Genomic DNA, 17128 nt, shown 5'->3' on the forward strand with positions numbered 1-17128 from the left:
GCCCGGGCCTACAGCGCCACGCCCAGCAGGGCGTCGACGGCGTCGCGCACGGTGCCGGGCGCGGCGGTGTCGCCGCCGCGCCTGGTCAGCGCGTCCTGCGCCCAGGCGTCGACGGCCACCAGCGCCTTCGGCGTGTCCAGGTCGTCGGCGAGGTGCTCCCGCAGCCTGCCGACGGTCGCGGCGGCGTCCGGTCCGCTGTCCAGCGCGGCGGCCTCGCGCCACCGGGCCAGGCGTGCCTTCGCCCGGTCCAGCAGGTCGCCGGTCCAGGCACGGTCGGTCCGGTAGTGCCCGTCGAACAGGGCCAGCCGGATGGCGGCCGGGTCGACGCCGTCGGCCCGCAGCCGGGACACGAACACCAGGTTGCCGCGTGACTTCGACATCTTCTCGCCGTCCAGGCCGATCATGCCGGCGTGCACGTAGTGCCTGGCGAACGGGTGCGAGCCGGCCAGCGCCTCGGCGTGGGCCGCGCTGTACTCGTGGTGCGGGAAGGCCAGGTCGGAGCCGCCGCCCTGGACGTCGAACCCCATGCCGAGCCGGTTGGCCGCGATGGCGCTGCACTCGATGTGCCAGCCGGGCCGGCCGGCTCCCAGCTCCGACTCCCACGACGGCTCGCCCGGCCGGGCGGCCCGCCACAGCAGGGCGTCCAGCGGGTGCCGCTTGCCCGGCCGGTCGGGGTCGCCGCCCCGCTCGGCGAACAGCGTCGTCATGGTGGGCAGGTCGTAGTTCGACTCGTAGCCGAACCGGCCGGTGGCAGTGTGGTCGAAGTAGACGTCCGGGTACCGCGGGTCGTCGGCCCGGTAGGCCGCGCCGGACGCCAGCAGCTTGCCGATCACCTCGACGATCTCCGGGATGCTCTCCACGGCGCCGACGAACTCCCGCGGCGGGAGCACCCGCAGCGCGGTCATGTCCTCGCGGAACAACGCGGTCTCCCGCATCCCGAGGACCACCCAGTCGTCCTGGTCGCGTTCGGCGCGCTCCAGCAGCGGGTCGTCGATGTCGGTGACGTTCTGGACGTAGTGCACGTCGTGCCCGGCGTCCAGCCACAGCCGGTGCACCAGGTCGAACGCCAGGTAGGTGGCGGCGTGGCCGAGGTGGGTGGCGTCGTAGGGGGTGATGCCGCAGACGTACATCGTCGCCGTCGCGCCGGGCGCGGTGGGCCGGACCTGGCCGGTCGCGGTGTCGTGCAGCCGCAGCGGGCTGGGCTTTCCGGACAAACTGGGCACGGCGATGGACGACCAGGTCTGCATGCCAACCAGACTAAGCGTACGGCCGTCCCGCTTTCCCGTCCGGTGGGATGGCTCACGCGTACCGCGCGGCGTTGGCCGTCGCGGCGTCGGCGAGATAACGGCCGATGCCCGGGCGCTGGTCGGGCTCGCGGATCAGGAACGCCAGCTGGACCGGGTCGGTCGCGTACAGCTCGGTGAGGTGGCGGTGCAGCTCGTGGTCGCACTCCCCCATGAACTCCGCCAGCATCCGGCGGTGCTCCTCCAGCAGGTCCATCGCCGCCGGGCTGCCGGGCGCGGCGCCGGAGTCCACAACGGACAGCAGTCTGCCGACCCAGTCCCGCCGTACCTTCTCGGCCTTCTCCCAGTCCTCTTTGGTCATCGGACCGCGGTTGTCCCGGGCCCAGCGCCACTGCGGCGTGTCGCCCCAGCGGGCGACCGCCTGCTCGCTGTAGCCCTCGGGTTCGCGGTAGCCGCCGAACACCTCGAGCTTCTCCTCGGCGGTGAGCGCCTCGCCGAGCCGCTTCGCCTCCAGCGTGCGGTCCACCGTGGCGACCATCCGCCCCAGCCGCTCGATCCGTTCGGTCAGCAGCAGGCGCTGGCGTTCCAGGTGTGCCACCGCGTCGGCGTCCGGGTCGTCGACGATCGAGGCGATCTCGTCCAGCCCGAACCCCAGCTCGCGGTAGAACAGGATGCGCTGCAACCGGTCCAGGTCACCGCCCGAGTAGCGGCGGTAGCCCGCCGCCGTGCGCCCGCTCGGCGACAGCAGGCCGACCTCGTCGTAGTGGTGCAGGGTCCGCACCGTCACCCCGGCCAGCTCCGCCACCTGCCCCACCGACAGCCCCGCGCTCACACGGTCTCCCTGCGCGTGCCCATCGACGCCGACCAGAACAGCCGCAGCGCCGCGATCATCTCCTCCGCGGTGGGCGCGCCCTCCGGGTCGACCAGCCACTGCACGGACAACCCGTCGCACGCGGCGATGATGAAGCTGGCCAGCGCGACGCACCGCGGCTCGTCGGGCTCGATCCCCAGCGTCCTGGCCACCAGCCTGCTCACCCGCGTGCGGGCGCGGCGGTAGTGCGTGGCGAACTGCTCGCGCAGCGCGGGAACCCGCTCGGCCTGCGCCAGAGCCTCCACATAGGACAGCAGGGTGTCCCGCATGCGGTCGAGATCGGCGAGGACCGCACTCCAGGTGATCTCCGCCCGGCGCGCAGGCGTGGCGGCCGGGTCGGCCATCGCCAGCCCGGCGATCCGGTCGGTCCACTCCTCGAACACCTCGCCGATGACGGCGTTGAGCAGCCCTTCCTTCGAACCGAAGTGGTAACCGATCGAGGCCAGGTTCGTGCCCGAGGCAGCCACCAGATCCCGTGCGGTGATCCGGGCGTACCCCTTCTCCTCCAGCAGCCGCCGCGCCGCGGCGAGCAAGTCCTCGCGATGCCCCACCGCCACAGCCTAGCCCTGGACACCCTATCTATACGGACGTATAAAACGTATGTGTAGCTCAATCGCCGGAAGGGGACGGCCGATGACGCTCGAAACGCCAGTCGCACAACTGCCCGCGCCGCCGGGCCCGTCGGCGCCGGTGTTCCTCCAGACCATGCTGTTCGGCTACGGCCGGCACCGGATGCTGCCGGTGTGGCGCCGCCGCTACGGCGACGTCTTCCGGCTGCGGATCTTCCCGGAACGCAACGTCGTCGTGCTCGCCGACCTCGCCGACATCAAGTCCGTCTTCGGCGGCCCGGCCAGCACGTTCCACGCCGGCAAGGGCAACATGATCCTCAAGCCGATGATGGGCGAGCACTCCGTGCTGCTCACCGACGAGGGCGAGCACCTGCGGGCCCGCAAGCTGCTGATGCCCGCGTTCAACGGCACCGCGCTGCGTGGCTACCGCGACCTGGTGACCGAGCTGGCCGAACGCGAGATCTCCCGCTGGCCGTCCGGGGTGGCGTTCCGTTCGCACGCCCGGATGCAGGCGCTGACCCTGGAGGTCATCCTGCGGGTCGTGTTCGGCGTCGCCGAGGGCCCGCGGCTGGAGGAACTGCGGGGCCTGCTGACCCGGCTGCTCGACATCGGCCCGCTCGACCTCTGGGGCTGGCACGACGAACGGCTCCAGCGTCACGGCCGGTGGCGGCGCAACGCCGAGGGGCAGGCGCGGGTCGACGAGCTGATCTACGCCGAGATCGCCGAGCGCCGTACGGCAGGCGACCTCGGGTCGCGCACCGACGTGCTGTCCCGGCTGCTCACGGTCACCGTGGATGGTGACGCGCTCACCGACGCCGAGCTGCGCGACCAGCTGATCACCCTCCTGCTGGCCGGGCACGAGACGACCGCGACCGCGCTGGGCTGGGCGTTCCACGAGCTGGCCCGCGACCCGGTGACACTGGCCAGGGCGACCGAGGCAGCCGACAGCGGCGCCGACGCCTACCTGGAAGCCGTGGCCAAGGAGTCGATGCGGCTGCACCCAGTCCTGTCCGAGGTGGCCAGGGTGGTGACCGAGGACGTCCGGATCGGCGACTACCTCATCCCGGCAGGCCACGCCGTCCTGCCGTCCATCCTGCTGGTCCAGCACGACCCCGCCCACCACGACGATCCCGGCGTGTTCCGCCCGGAGCGCTTCCTCGACGGCGGGCCGCCCGCAGGGACCTGGTTCCCGTTCGGCGGCGGCGTGCGCCGCTGCCTGGGCGCGGGCTTCTCGCTGATGGAGGCGACGGCCGTGCTGCGAGCGGTCCTGACCCGCTTCCACCTCGCACCCGACCGGGCCCGCCGCGAGCACACAGAACCCCGGCACATCACCCTCGTACCGGGCCGCGGCGCCCGGATCGTGGTCACTCCGCGGAGTCATTTGCTATCGAACCGTAATCAAAGGTAGGTTTCAGGTCACCCTACGGTGCCGATTCACCTAATGGTGCTTGTGTCGACGAGGGGAAGAGGGTGGCGAAAATGACGAACGCGGCAGGTGGATCCGGGCGGTACCTGGTGCTGGTGGCCCGGGGTGAGAGCGCGGCGGGAATCGACAGCATCGCGCAGGTGGCAGGCCTGCGGCCGACCCGGTCCGCGGAGCTGGCCGGGGCCTCGGTGGCCAGCGTGCTCAACGAGTCGGACGGGCTGCTGTTCGACGAACTCGGGGTGGCGGTTCTGAACGCGGGCCCGGACCAGGCGGACGCGCTCACCGCGACGTCGCTGCGCGAAGGCCCGATCACGCTGGTCGAGGCCGAACGGACGGTCTACGCCTACGGCGCGCCGGCCGCGCAGCCCGCCGCCGTCGACGAAACCCAGTTCACCTGGGGCCTGCAGGCGGTCGGGGCGCCACAGAGCCCGATGACCGGCAAGGGCGTGCGGGTGGCGGTGCTCGACACCGGCTTCGACGCGGCGCACCCGGACTTCGCCGGCCGCGTGGTGGTGACCAGCTCGTTCATCCAGGGCGAGGACGCGGCCGACGGCCACGGGCACGGAACCCACTGCATCGGCACGGCCTGCGGCCCGCGTGACGCCGCGGAGGGCCCGGGCTACGGCGTCGCGCACGAGGCCGAGATCTACGCGGGCAAGGTGCTCAGCAACGCAGGCACCGGCTCCGACGGCGGGATCCTGTCCGGGATCTCCTGGGCCATCAGCAACGGCTGCGCGGTCGTGTCGATGTCGCTGGGCGCCGACGTGCAGCCGGGCACGCCGTTCTCGCCGCTGTTCGAGCAGATCGCGCAGCGTGCCCTCGCGCAGGGCACGCTGATCATCGCGGCGACCGGCAACGCCAGCAAGCGGTCGCAGGGCAGCATCGCCCCGGTCGGCCACCCGGCGAACTGCCCGTCGATCTTCGCGGTCGGGGCCGTCGACGTCGCCGGTGCCATCGCCGACTTCTCCTCGGGCACCGCCGACGACATCGGCGCGGTCGACCTGGCCGGGCCGGGCGTCGACGTCTACTCCAGCTGGCCGGGCCAGCAGCGGTATCACACGATCAGCGGCACCAGCATGGCCACGCCGCACGTGTCCGGCGTCGCCGCGCTGCTGGCGCAGCAGGGCGCGAAGGGCATGGATCTGTGGGCCAGGCTGTCGCAGACGGCCCGGCGGCTGCCGCTGCCGTCGACCGACGTCGGTGCCGGCCTGGCGCAGGCGCCGCGCTGACCTTCGGGAGGTTCATGGTGGCCGACACCAGGGTGGTTGTCTCGGTGAGCGACCAGCGCTCGCCGCTGGGCCCGGTGGTCTCCGCGCTGGAGGCCGCCGGGCTGCGGGTGGACGAGGTCCTGGAGCCGATCGGCGTGGTGACCGGTTCGGTCGGCTCCGGCGGCCTGGACGGCCTGCGGGCCGTCCCCGGCGTCTCCCACGTGGAGGAGCAGCGCGAGGTCGGCCCGTCATAGCCCCGCCGTCAACCAAGATCAAGTTCAAGATTTCCGCAAGTCCAGTCGCCTAGCTTCATCGAACAACACCTGCTGGCGACGAAGGAGAGTGTCGGTGACCACTGGCATCCAGGTGAACCCGGACATCTTGCGAGCCGGCGCGCAGAACGTGGTCAATTCGGTCGTGGCCCATCTCCAGGCGCAGCGCCAGTCATACCAGGAGGCGTATGACTTAGTCAGTTCCCGGGTCTTCTACTGGACGGGCGGACACGGCGGCAGCGGCCGGATGCCGGACGCCGGTGACAAGTTTCTCAACTGGCTCGCCGGCATGATCAGCGCCAAGATCACCGAGTTGGACAGCTTCATCAGCGGGTTACAAACTCATTCGGCCAACATGATCGAACTCGCCGATCGCACCCACGGCGCTGACCTCAGGGCAACGGAAACGCTCAACAAGATCGCTCGCGGACTCGACGGGCTCGGTGTGTGATGGCGAAAAAACCACCCAAGGATCTCGCTCCGCACGTCGAGTTGTATCACGAACCATTCGATGACCACGTCGCGGACGTAGCTACCACCTTCGGAAGCTGGATCGAGTATCTCACGAGACCCGACCTGCACGACGGTCCCCGCCGTTATACTTGCACCAAGTGCGGGTACGGTGAAGAATTTGACAGAAAGAGCCAGGACCCGAACTACTCACTGGACTGCGAATGCACCCTCGGCATACCACCGAGGAACCTAGCGAACGAGAGCTTTCCCGAGATCGACTCCAGTATCGAACTTCGCTCGGTGTTCGACGGAATCGACCCGGCACGCTTCTTTCACGCATTGCATGCACTGTCCAATGTTTGGCACAACCCTCCCGGCGAAATCGGGCAGACTTTCGCCAAACTGGTACATCCTTTCCTGCTGAACTCCGCGGCAACCCGGAAGAATGAAGGCGACTACCCACTTTCCCCTTCCGGATCGCTGGAAAGTGTACGTGACGCACTTTCGGACGTGCGGGACGGAATACTCGACGAGCGCAGATTCGAGATTCTTAAATACCATCAGCGTGCGATCGAGTACAGCATCGGCCACGAGAACCAGATGTTGACACTCGCCGAAGCACTCGGGCGATACCGGTCCATCCATCTGGAAGCACTGAACAACGTCCGCGACCTCATGGACAAGATGACCGAGAGGTTCGATCAGAAAGTTCACCCTCCAGAGGCCGGAGGCGGCGGCGAAGGCATCAGTTTCGTCGCGGCTGCCATCGCCGCACTCGTCGGCGCCGCAACGACCGTGGCTACCGGCCCCGGCGGAGCTGCCGCAATGGTGGGGATCCTGTCCGCCCTGGGGTCGATCGCCACCGACGCAGCCAAAGGCGCTGAGAAGGAACGGCCGATCCAGGGCGAATCCTGGAATGAACTCGCCGAGGACTTCCTTCGTGAATGCACCCGAATCGGCAACGAAGCCTACGACGCAGTGACCAGCCTGGCCGAAAGCATCACCTCTCAGCTCGAAGCGATTCGCAACAGGCCTGTGTGGATCGCCAACGACGCTCAAAACGGGGGCAATGAGACACCGCGGCTGCAGCCACCACAGGTTCCGTTGCTTTGACGTGAACGTCAGCGACCGGGGCGCCGCGAGCGCAGGTAGTCGCCGACCACGGCCGCGCCGAGGTCGTCGTCGCCCTGGTCGTCGGGTGCGATCACCCGGCCGCCGGAGCGGCGCGCGATCAGGTCGACGAACGCCGTCAGCCGGGGGTCATCGCCCAGCCGGAACACCGTGACCGTCGCGCCCAGCTTGGCCAGCCGGTCCACCTCGGTGGTCGTGCGGCGCAGCGTCGCGGGCAGGGGCGGGTAGTGGAACTCCGCCGTGCCGTCGGGCTCCAGGTGCGCGGTGGGCTCGCCGTCGGTCACCAGCAGCACCACCGGTTTGGCGTCCGGGTGCCTGCGCAGGTGCCGTCCGGCCAGCAGCAGCGCGTGGTGGGCGTTGGTGCCCTGCTCCCACACGCCCTCCATGCCGACCAGCTCCTCCAGCTCGACCGTGGCGGCGTGCCTGCCGAACGTGATCAGCTGCAGCGCGTCGTGCCGGAACCGGGTGGAGATCAGCTGGTGCAGCGCCAGCGCGGTGCGCTTCATCGGCAGCCAGCGGCCCTCCTGCACCATCGACCACGACGTGTCCACACACAGTGCCACCGCGGCGCGGGCCCGGTGCTCGGTCTCGGCGACCTCGACGTCGGCCACGTCCAGCCGGACCCGGCCGCCACCGGCGGACGCCGTCCGCAGCACGGCGTTGCGGACCGTCCGGGACACCTCCCACGGCTGGGTGTCGCCGAACCGCCACGGCCTGCTGGACCCGGTCGGCTCACCGGCCGCGCCGGCCGACGCCGTCTCCCGCTGGCCACCGCGTCCGCGCAAGGTGCGGAACACGTCGGTCAGCACCGTCTCGCCCAGTCGCCGCAACGCCTTGGGCGACAACCGAAGCGACCCGTCGGGCGCCCGCTCGAACAGTCCCTGAGCCCGGAGCTGACGCTCCAGTTCGGACAGTCGCTTCGCGTCGACGGCCGCGTCCTCGCCGAGCTGGCGGGTCAGCGCGTCGAGGTCGATGTCCTCCAGCCTGGCCCCGGCGTAGGACTGCGCGAGCTGCTCGGCGAGCGCGTCCAGCTCGGCGAGATCGGCCATGGCCTGGGCACCCTCACCGAGCCCGAGCGGCTGGTCACCCCGCATCCGCGCGGCGGAGTCCCAGTCGTAGTCCGGCCGCAGCGCCCGCAGCTGACCGTCCAAGTTGGACAGCTGCTGGGCGAGTTCCGGACTGCCGAACGCCTGCTGGGACAACTGCGCCAGCTCGGCCCGCTGCTCCGGCGTCATCGAGTTCAGCATGCGCTGGGCCGCGGCCGCCCGCGCCGCCAGCACGTCGATCAGCTCCTCCACCGTGCGCGGGTTCTCCGGGAAGAACTCCCCGTGCCTGCGCATGAACTCGGCGAACCGTTCCGGCACGTCGTCGAAGTTCTGCGCGTGCGCGGCCAGCAGCAGGTTCAGGTCGGTCAGCATCTGGTTGACCCGCGCGACGTCCTCCGGCGACGTCCCGCGCAGCGCCTCCTTCATCCCCTCGAACCGGGACTCCAGCAGCTCGCGGCCGAGCAGGTCGCGGATGCGTTCGTAGTTCTGCCGTGCCTCGTCCGAACGCCACTGGTAGCCGGACAGCTCGCGGACGGCGGCCGCGGTACCGGTCGGCAGCGCGTCCAGCTCGGCCTCGGCCAGGCGCGCGTCGTCGCCGGGGTCGGGGAACAACGCGCGCCGCTCCGCCTCCAGCGCCTCCGACAGCAGCCTGCGGACCTCGGCGAGCGTGCCGTCGAGGTTGTGCCTGCGCTGGATCTCCGACCGCCGCTGCCAGACCCGGCGGGTCAGCTCGTCCAGTCCGGCGGTGCGCGGCGTTCCCCGGCGCAGGAGTTCCTCCAGCGCCGCCCTCGGCGACGCCCCGCCCATGACGTCGCGGCCGATCTCGTCCATCGCCTCGCGCAGGTCGGCGGGCGGGGCGAGCGGGTCGGGGCCGTCGTTCCACGGCCCGTAGGAGTAGCCGTCCGGCAGGGGAACCGTCATGGTCCGTACACCGTGGCCGTGTCGCCTGCCTCCTTCGCCAGGCGCCGGGACAGGAACAGCGACTCCAGCGCCAGCTCGACGGCCGCCGCGATCCGGCCGGCGGGCTCGTCGGCGGCGACCCCGGCCCGCTGGGCGACCTCGTGCAGCACCGGCAGCTCGGGCAACGCGGCCAGCAGGTCCTTGCCGGGCACCCGCTCGCCGGTGGCGACCAGGTGGCCGTCGGTCACCGCGTCGGCCAGCGGCCGCAGGTCCAGTCCGGCGAAGCGGGACCGCGCGGTCTCGGCGATCGCCATCCGCAGCAGGTGGACCAGGTGCTCGGTCTCCCTGCCCTCCTCCCCCGGCTCGAACTCCAGCTTGCCGCGCAGGACCGCGGGCACCGCGTCGAGGTCGACCGGCCGGGCCACGGCAGGTTCCTCACCAGTCAGCGCCGAGCGGCGCAGCGCGGCCGCGGCGACGGTCTCCGCGGCGGCGACGGCGAACCGCGCCGACACCCCGGAGCGCTGGTCGATGACGCTGGCCTGCCGCAGGTTGCGGACGAACCGGGCCAGCACCTCCAGCAGCGGCTCGCCGACCTCGGCGACCAGCCGCGACTCCTGCCGGACCACGCCGATCTCGGCTTCGACGTCCAGCGGGTAGTGCGTGCGCACCTCGGCGCCGAACCGGTCCTTGAGCGGGGTGATGATCCGGCCGCGGTTGGTGTAGTCCTCGGGGTTGGCGGTGGCGACCAGCAGCACGTCCAGCGGCAGCCGGAGCGTGTAGCCGCGGACCTGGATGTCGCGCTCCTCCATGACGTTGAGCAGCGCGACCTGGATCCGCTCGGCGAGGTCGGGCAGCTCGTTGACCGCGACAATGCCGCGGTGCGCCCTCGGCACGAGTCCGAAGTGGATGGTCTCGGGGTCGCCGAGGCTGCGGCCCTCGGCGACCTTCACCGGGTCGACGTCGCCGATCAGGTCACCAACGGAGGTGTCCGGGGTGGCCAGCTTCTCGGTGTAGCGCTCGCCGCGGTGGACCCACCGCACGGGCAGGTCGTCGCCCAGCTCGGCCGCGCGCCGCCGGGCGGCCGGGGTGATCGGGTCCAGCGGGTGCTCGGCCAGTTCCTCGCCGTCGATGGCGGGGGTCCACTCGTCGAGCAGGCCGGCGAGCGTACGCAGCAGCCTGGTCTTGCCCTGGCCGCGCTCGCCGAGCAGCACCACGTCGTGGCCGGCCAGGATGGCGCGCTCCAGCTGGGGCAACACGGTGCGGGAGAACCCGACGATGCCGGGCCACGGGTCCCGCCCGGCACGCAGTGCCGCGAGCAGGTTGTCGTGCAGTTCGGTCTTGACACCGCGCGGCTCGTAGCCGGCGGCGCGGAGTTCCCCGGCGGTGCGGGGCAGGTCGGATGGTGCGGAGTTCACCCTGCCGACGCTACTGCGCCGTCGCGGTGCCGTCGACGTGGAGCAGCTCCAGTAAGCTGGACGGCCGTGTGTTGTCCCAGTGCCACCTTCGCCGTCTGGACCTCCGCGTGGCTGCACGGTGCGGCCGCGTCCGACGACGCGCTGGACGCCCTGCGGGTGTGGGCGGAGGCCAACGAGGTGGTGGCGGCCGACGAGGCCGTCGCCGCCGCGTTCGAGCTGCCCCTCACCGGTGACCGTCCCTACGGCCCCGCGCGCCTGCTGACTTCCCTGCGCCGCCGCGATCCCGGTCCGGCGCGACTGGTGCTGCCCGCCGCTGGCGACGTCCGCGGCCTCGGCGGTGGCGGCCCGTTCACGACCGCGGCGTTGCGGGCCGGTGAGGCCGTGCTGTGGCCGTCGTCCGGGCACGGGCTCGTCCCCGAGGCGGTGGCCGACGGCGTGCTCCGGTGGACGGTGTTCGACCTCGGCGGGCCGGTCGCGGTCGAGCACGTCGGGCTCGGCGAGGCCGAGCACGGCCTGACCGAGGCGCTGCGGGAGAGCGCCGGGGCGTTGCAGGCACTGCGGGTGGCACGGGAGCGGCCCGGAGTCCGCGACGAGCTGGCCGCCAGCCTCCGCGCCCGGCCGCGCCCGGACTGGCCCGCCGGTACGCCCGGCCGTGCGCTGCGGGTGCTGCAGCGGGCCGAGGAGGTCGCGGCCATCCTGGCCCTGGCCGACAGCGACGACCCTGGCGGCGCCCTGTCGGCGTCCGCCGCCGACGGCCGGGCCGCCGCGCTGCGGCCGCTGTCCCACGCCGTGCGCACGGCCCGCACCGCCGCGGTCGCGGAGACCGTGCGGGTGTTCAGCGAGCAGGCCGACCGCCAGCCCTAGCGCTCAGCTAAGCGGGACGGCGCGCGGGCGGCTCACAGCACAGGGGTGCACAGGGGGCGCCGTTGAGCGTGCAGCCGGCGGCCGGGAAGTCCGACAGCTTCCGCGCCGGCGCGTCCGCGACGTGTTCCCGCACCAGCTCGACGACCAGCTCCGCGAACCGCGGGTCGGTGCCCGGGGTGGCCGCCCTGGCGAACCCCATGCCCAGCTCCGCGGCCCGCTCGGCGGCCTCGTTGTCGAGGTCCCAGATCACCTCCAGGTGATCCGACACGAACCCCACCGGGCACAGCACCACCGCGGGCACCCCGTCGGCGTGCAGCGCGTCGATGTGGTCGACGATGTCCGGCTCCAGCCACGGCACCTGCGGCGGCCCGGAACGCGACTGCCAGACCACGTCGTAGGACTCCACGCCCAGCTCCGCGGCGACCAGCCGGGACGCCTCCGCGATCTGCCGGGAGTAGCGGTGGCCGCCCTCCTCGCCGGGCCCGGCGGCGGCGTCGGCACTGACCGGGACCGAGTGCGCGACGAACACCAGCCGCGCGGCGTCCGGGTCGGCCAGCGACTGCCTGGCGGTACGCACGGCGTCGGCGAACGCGGCGACGAACAGCGGGTGGTCGAAGAACTGCCGCAGCTTCACCAGGTCCGGCGCGCCCTCGCCGCAGGCCGCGCGGGCCCGCTCGATGTCCTCGTCGTACTGGCGGCAGGCCGAGTAGCCGCCGTAGGCGCTGGTCGGGAACACCAGCGCCCGGCGGACGCCGTCGGCCGCCATCCGCGCGAGGGTGTCCTCCACCATCGGCCGCCAGTTGCGGTTGCCGAAGTACACCGGCAGCCGGACGCCCTCGGCGTCGAGCTGCTTCTCGACGGCGGCGATCGCGTCGCGGTTGAGCTGGTTGATCGGCGAGACCCCACCGAAGTGCTGGTAGTGCTGCGAGACCTCTTCCAGGCGCTCGCGCGGCACTCCCCTGCCCCTGGTCACGTTCTCCAGGAACGGCATGACCTCGTCGGGCCCCTCCGGTCCGCCGAACGACAGCCACAGCAACGCGTCATAGCTCACGGTCACCATCCTGCCCCCGTGGCGGGCAGCACAGCGATCCGGGGTTACTGACCCGTGGCGTGCAGCCCGCCGTCGACCATGATCATCGAGCCGGTGGTGGCCGGCAGCCAGTCCGAGAGCACCGCGCAGATGGACTTCGCCACCGGCGTCGGGTCGGCCGGGTCCCAGCCCAGCGGCGCCCGCTCGCCCCAGCCGCTCTCCAGCTCACCGAAGCCGGGAATGGACTTGGCCGCCATCGTCTTCACCGGCCCGGCCGACACCAGGTTGACCCGGATGCCCCGCGGGCCGAGGTCGCGCGCCAGGTAGCGGTTGACCGACTCCAGCGCGGCCTTCGACACGCCCATCCAGTTGTAGGCCGGCCAGGCGACCCTGGCGTCGAAGTCCATGCCGACGACCGAGGAACCCTCGCCGAGCAACGGCAGCACCGCGACGGCGAGCGACTTGAACGAGTACGCCGAGACCTCGAACGCCACCGACGTGTCCGCCCGCGGGGCGTCCAGGAACGGCGCGCCCAGGCAGGTCTGCGGGGCGAAGCCGATCGAGTGCAGCACTCCGTCGAGGCCGTCGACGTGCTCACGCACGCGGTCGGCCAGCGTCGCCAGGTGCTCGTCGTTCTGCACGTCCAGCTCCAGCACGGGCGCGGGCTCGGGCAGGCGCTTGGCGATCCGCTCGACCAGCGACAGGCGCCCGAAGCCGGTCAGCACCACCTTCGCGCCCTGCTCCTGGGCGACCTTGGCCGCGTGGAACGCGATCGACCCGTCGGTGATGACGCCCGTGATGAGCAGCCGCTTGCCTTCGAGCAGTCCGGACAACAGTGCCTCCAGTTCGGTGTGTGGTTGGAAAGTCTCAGTGGCCCATGCCGAGGCCGCCGTCGACCGGCAGCACGGCACCGTTGACGTAGCTGGCCTCGTCGGAGGCCAGGAACCGGACCGCGGCGGCCACCTCGGCGGGCTCGGCGTACCGGCCGGCCGGGATCTGCGCCACCATCGCCTCGCGCTGGCTGTCGCTGAGCGAGTCGGTCATGTCGGTCTTGATGAAGCCGGGCGCGATGACGTTGGCGGTGATGTTGCGGCTGCCCAGCTCCCTGGTCAGCGACCGGGCGATGCCCACCAGCCCGGCCTTGCTCGCGGCGTAGTTGACCTGCCCGGCCTGCCCGGACAGCCCCACCACGGAGGAGATGAACACGAAACGGCCCCACTTGGCCCGCAGCATGCCGCGCGACGCCCGCTTGGCGACCCGGTAGGCGCCGGTCAGGTTCGCGTCGACGACCCGGGTGAACTGCTCCTCGCTCATCCGCATCAGCAGGGTGTCGTCGGTGATGCCCGCGTTGGACACCAGCACCTCCACCGGCCCCTGGTGCTCCTCGACCTGCTTGAACGCCGCGTCGACCTGCTCGGTGTCGGTGACGTCGGCCTGCACACCGAACAGCCCCTCGGGCGCGCCGGAACCACGGTGGGTTACCGCCACCTTGTGCCCGGCCTCGGCCAGCTCCCTGGCGATGGCCAGGCCGATGCCGCGGTTGCCTCCGGTGACCAGAACGGACCGTCCCACGTGCTACTCCTCGCGCGTTGATGCTGTTCGGTGAAGTGGTGCTGCCGCCGTGGAGGTTATCCGTTACCCGCCGTGCGGGCGTAGCCGCGCCGCGCCTACCGGGCGGTAGCGGAGCAATGTCACAGCGAGCGCGGCAGAATGGCCGTCGTGCGGGTACTGCTCGTCGAGGACGACGCCGGGATGGCAGGCGCCGTGAGCGAGTCGCTCGCGGACCGCGGCCACGTGGTCACCCGGGTCGCCGGCGGCGCCGACGCGCTGGCCGGCCACGGTGCGGCGGAGGTGGTCCTGCTCGATCTCGGCCTGCCCGACATGGACGGCCTGGAGGTGCTGCGCCGGATTCGCCTGACCTCGCAGGTCCCGGTGCTGGTGCTCACCGCCCGGGGTGACGAGCAGTCCGTCGTCCTCGGCCTGCGCCTGGGCGCCGACGACTACCTGACCAAGCCCGTGCGCCTGGCCGAGCTGGTGGCCCGGATGGACGCCGTCGCACGCCGGGCCGCCGCCGGCCACGACCCGGTCGTGCGCCTCGGGGACGTCGAGATCGACCTGGACGCCCGCACGGTGCTGGTGGCCGGGTCCGACGCCGGTCTCACCGCCACCGAGTTCGACCTGCTGGCCGTGCTGGCGGCGCGTCCGGGGACCGCGGTGAGCCGCCAGCAGCTGATGGACGAGGTGTGGGGTGACGCCACCGTCGCCGTGTCCCGCAAGCTCGACGTCCACCTCACCCAGCTCCGGTCCAAATTGGACCGTCCGGGGCTGGTGACCACGATCCGCGGTTTCGGCTACCGGCTGGGTGGCTGAGCGGTGCGCGCCCGGCTGCTGCTGGTCCTGGTGGTGTTCGCGCTCGCCGCGGTCGCCGGTTTCGCCGTTCCGCTGCTGTCCAGCACGGCCGAGCAGCGCACCCAGCGGCTGGTGATCGACCGCACCGCCGACGTCGAACGCTTCGTTGTGCTCACGCAACAGGCCGTCGACTCCGGCGACCACGGCGTGCTGGCCGCCGAAGCGGAAGCGTATACGACGTTATACGACGAACCGGTCGTGGTGGTCGACGCCCACCGCACCCCGCTGGCCCAGACCGGCGGCCTGTCCATGGCCGACGGTCAGGTCCGCTCGCTCGTCGAGGCCACACTGCGCAACCAGTCGGCACCGCCCCCGCCGACCGTCACCCCCTGGGCCACCGAGCCTGCCTTCTTCACCCGGCCGGTCGGCCCGGGAACCAGGGTGACCGGCGTCGTGGTGCTGCGGGCGTCGGTGACCAACGCGGCGGCCGACGTCACCGGGTACTGGCTGACGATCGGCGCTGGCGCCGTCGCCGCCGCGCTGGTGTTCGTGCTGGTCGCGCTGCTGCTGGCCCGCTGGGTACTGCGGCCGCTGCGCCGGCTGGAAGACGGCGTGCTGGCCGTCACCGCCGGTCAGCGGGCCGAGGTGCCCGCCCGCGGCGGCCCGGCCGAGCTACGCACGCTGGCGGCCGAGTTCAACCAGATGTCCGACGCCGTGGTGTCCGCCGCCGAGCAGCAGCGCAGGCTCGTCGCCGACGCCTCGCACCAGCTACGCAACCCCATGGCGGCGCTGCGGCTGCGGGTCGACTCGCTCGCACCCCGGGTCGACGACGAAGGGCAGCGCGCCTACCGGGCCACCGTCACCGAGGTGGAACGGCTGGAGGCACTGCTCGACGGGCTGCTCGCGCTCGGCATGGCGGAGAGCACCGCCACCCGGCTGGCCGCGGGCGGGGCGGCGGGGGAACCGGCCGAGGTGCGGTCCGCGATCGCCGACCGCGTCGACGCCTGGACCGCGGCGGCCGAGCGCGCGGGCGTGACGCTGGTGGCCGAGGACGGACCGCCGCTGCTGGTGCGCTGCCCCGAGCCGGATCTGGCCCAGGTCCTGGATGTGTTGCTGGACAACGCCATCAGCTACGCGGGCGACGGCGCGACCGTCACCGTCGAGTCCACAGCGGACGGATCGATCGTCGTGCGTGACGACGGCCCCGGACTGTCCGATGAGGACCGTGCCCGGGCCACCGAGCGGTTCTGGCGAGCCGGTGGCGACGGCGCGGGCCGGGGCACCGGGCTCGGGCTGGCCATCGCCGACCGGCTGGTGGCCGGCCACGGCGGGCGGCTGGAACTTCACGCCGTCCGGCCACACGGGCTGGCCGTGCATGTCACGCTGCCGGGAGGTGAGCCGTCGTGACACCGTCCCGGCGCGCCGTGCTGCTGGCCGCGGCGGGCTGCCTGCTCACCGCCTGCGGCGGCACCGGCTACGACGGTCCCGTCCGGAGGCTGGCGATCGCCTCCGGCGAGCGCGGCGGGTTCTACCTCGCCTTCGCCGAGCAGCTCGCCGCCGTGCTGAACCGGGTGGAGCCGAACCTGCGGGCCGTCGCCGTGCCGACCCAGGCCAGCGTCGACAACCTGCGCCTGCTCGGCACCGGCGAGGCCGACCTGGCGCTGACGCTCGCCGACTCCGCCGAGTCCGCGACGCGGGGCGAGCCGCCGTTCGCCCAGCCCGCCGGGCTGCGGGCACTGGGGCGGGTGTACGAGAACTACCTCCAGCTCGTCGTCCGGGCCGACGGCCCGGTCCGCGACCTCGCCGGGCTGGCCGGCCGCACCGTGTCGCTGGGCGCGGCCGGTTCGGGCAGCGCGGTGTTCGGCACCCGCATGCTGGCCGCCGCCGGACTGTCGGTGCGGGCCGAGTACCTGACGCTGTCCGCGGCCGTGGACGGCCTGCGGGAGCGGCGGATCGACGCCTTCCTGTGGTCCGGTGGCGTGCCGACCCCTGCCGTCGCCGAGCTGGCGGCGGGCACGGCCGTCCGCCTGGTGCCGCTCGACGGGGTACTGCCCGCGCTGCGAGCCGCGTACGGGCCGGTCTACGAGCAGGTGCGGGTGCCAGCCGGCGCCTACCTCGGTGTCGGCGACCTGCCCACCGTCGGCACGCCGAACCTGCTGGTCAGCGCACCGTCGCTGCCCGACGACGTGGCAGGCGCGATCACCAGGGTGCTGGCCGGGCACGCCACCGAGCTGGTGCCCGAGCAGGCGGTCGGGGCGCAGTTCCTCGACGTGCGCACGCTCATCGGCACCGGCAGGGTGCCGCTGCATCCGGGCGCCGCGGCCGCCTACCGGGAGCTGCACGGATAGGG

17 protein-coding genes are annotated in these 17128 nt (G+C 72.3%); 9 read left to right on the forward strand and 8 right to left on the reverse strand.

Features of this window, described 5'->3' with window-relative positions:
- Nucleotides 1-8: 8 nt before the first annotated feature.
- Genes mshC through EWH70_RS11000 form a run of 3 tightly spaced genes read right to left on the reverse strand, consistent with a single transcriptional unit; the run spans nt 9 to nt 2666 of the window.
- Entirely contained in the window at nt 9-1247 is a 1239-nt protein-coding gene (gene mshC, locus EWH70_RS10990) for a cysteine--1-D-myo-inosityl 2-amino-2-deoxy-alpha-D-glucopyranoside ligase (protein WP_130475223.1), read from the reverse strand.
- A 52-nt stretch (nt 1248-1299) separates the two neighbouring features.
- Nucleotides 1300-2076, reverse strand: a complete 777-nt coding sequence (locus tag EWH70_RS10995; protein WP_240686925.1) for a MerR family transcriptional regulator — start codon at nt 2074-2076, stop codon at nt 1300-1302.
- Nucleotides 2073-2666, reverse strand: a complete 594-nt coding sequence (locus tag EWH70_RS11000; RefSeq protein ID WP_130475224.1) for a TetR/AcrR family transcriptional regulator — start codon at nt 2664-2666, stop codon at nt 2073-2075. Before EWH70_RS11000 ends, EWH70_RS10995 begins: the two co-directional genes overlap by 4 nt.
- Nucleotides 2667-2748: 82 nt before the next feature.
- On the opposite strand from EWH70_RS11000, the gene EWH70_RS11005 reads away from it, so the two are divergent.
- The 5 genes from EWH70_RS11005 to EWH70_RS11025 all read left to right on the forward strand — a co-directional run bounded on the left by EWH70_RS11005 (nt 2749) and on the right by EWH70_RS11025 (nt 7156).
- Entirely contained in the window at nt 2749-4092 is a 1344-nt protein-coding gene (locus EWH70_RS11005) for a cytochrome P450 (RefSeq protein WP_130475225.1), read from the forward strand.
- 71 nt (nt 4093-4163) lie between these two features.
- The gene (locus tag EWH70_RS11010; protein WP_130475226.1) at nt 4164-5339 is read left to right on the forward strand and encodes a S8 family serine peptidase; all 1176 of its coding nucleotides are present in this window, start codon (nt 4164-4166) and stop codon (nt 5337-5339) included.
- 44 nt (nt 5340-5383) lie between these two features.
- Nucleotides 5384-5572 (forward strand): hypothetical protein, encoded by a 189-nt coding sequence (locus EWH70_RS11015; RefSeq protein WP_240686926.1) that lies wholly within the window; start codon nt 5384-5386, stop codon nt 5570-5572.
- Between the two features lie 94 nt (nt 5573-5666).
- Complete coding sequence (locus tag EWH70_RS11020; protein WP_130475228.1) at nt 5667-6041, forward strand: hypothetical protein; 375 nt, start codon at nt 5667-5669, stop codon at nt 6039-6041.
- Nucleotides 6041-7156 carry a hypothetical protein gene (locus EWH70_RS11025; protein WP_130475229.1) on the forward strand — a complete coding sequence of 372 codons (1116 nt, stop codon included), beginning with the start codon at nt 6041-6043 and terminating at the stop codon, nt 7154-7156. Before EWH70_RS11020 ends, EWH70_RS11025 begins: the two co-directional genes overlap by 1 nt.
- An 8-nt stretch (nt 7157-7164) precedes the next feature.
- On the opposite strand, the gene EWH70_RS11030 is transcribed toward EWH70_RS11025, so the two are convergent.
- A complete protein-coding gene (locus tag EWH70_RS11030) occupies nt 7165-9141 on the reverse strand; it encodes a vWA domain-containing protein (protein WP_130475230.1) in 1977 nt (658 codons plus the stop codon).
- A complete protein-coding gene (locus EWH70_RS11035) occupies nt 9138-10535 on the reverse strand; it encodes an ATP-binding protein (RefSeq protein ID WP_130475231.1) in 1398 nt (465 codons plus the stop codon). Before EWH70_RS11035 ends, EWH70_RS11030 begins: the two co-directional genes overlap by 4 nt.
- A 66-nt stretch (nt 10536-10601) precedes the next feature.
- Here EWH70_RS11035 and EWH70_RS11040 point away from each other — a divergent pair, with 66 nt between their 5' ends.
- Nucleotides 10602-11399: a hypothetical protein gene (locus EWH70_RS11040; protein WP_130475232.1), complete on the forward strand. Its 798-nt coding sequence runs from the start codon at nt 10602-10604 to the stop codon at nt 11397-11399.
- A gap of 7 nt (nt 11400-11406) precedes the next feature.
- On the opposite strand, the gene EWH70_RS11045 is transcribed toward EWH70_RS11040, so the two are convergent.
- Genes EWH70_RS11045 through fabG form a run of 3 tightly spaced genes read right to left on the reverse strand, consistent with a single transcriptional unit; the run spans nt 11407 to nt 14001 of the window.
- Nucleotides 11407-12450 (reverse strand): ferrochelatase, encoded by a 1044-nt coding sequence (locus EWH70_RS11045; RefSeq protein ID WP_130475233.1) that lies wholly within the window; start codon nt 12448-12450, stop codon nt 11407-11409.
- Nucleotides 12451-12494: 44 nt separating this feature from the next.
- Entirely contained in the window at nt 12495-13262 is a 768-nt protein-coding gene (gene fabI, locus EWH70_RS11050; protein ID WP_130475234.1) for an enoyl-ACP reductase FabI, read from the reverse strand.
- 34 nt (nt 13263-13296) lie between these two features.
- Nucleotides 13297-14001: a 3-oxoacyl-ACP reductase FabG gene (gene fabG / locus EWH70_RS11055; protein ID WP_130475235.1), complete on the reverse strand. Its 705-nt coding sequence runs from the start codon at nt 13999-14001 to the stop codon at nt 13297-13299.
- A gap of 147 nt (nt 14002-14148) precedes the next feature.
- Here fabG and EWH70_RS11060 point away from each other — a divergent pair, with 147 nt between their 5' ends.
- The 3 genes from EWH70_RS11060 to EWH70_RS11070 are packed head-to-tail and all read left to right on the forward strand — an operon-like array spanning nt 14149 to nt 17126.
- Complete coding sequence (locus tag EWH70_RS11060) at nt 14149-14799, forward strand: response regulator transcription factor (protein ID WP_165436234.1); 651 nt, start codon at nt 14149-14151, stop codon at nt 14797-14799.
- A 3-nt stretch (nt 14800-14802) separates the two neighbouring features.
- A complete protein-coding gene (locus EWH70_RS11065) occupies nt 14803-16185 on the forward strand; it encodes a sensor histidine kinase (RefSeq protein ID WP_130475237.1) in 1383 nt (460 codons plus the stop codon).
- Complete coding sequence (locus EWH70_RS11070) at nt 16182-17126, forward strand: TAXI family TRAP transporter solute-binding subunit (RefSeq protein ID WP_130475238.1); 945 nt, start codon at nt 16182-16184, stop codon at nt 17124-17126. The genes EWH70_RS11065 and EWH70_RS11070 overlap by 4 nt, the downstream gene beginning before the upstream one ends.
- The last annotated feature ends 2 nt before the right edge of the window (nt 17127-17128 follow it).

The sequence above is a fragment of the Amycolatopsis suaedae genome (assembly GCF_004214935.1).
GTDB classification, from domain to species: Bacteria; Actinomycetota; Actinomycetes; order Mycobacteriales; family Pseudonocardiaceae; genus Amycolatopsis; species Amycolatopsis suaedae.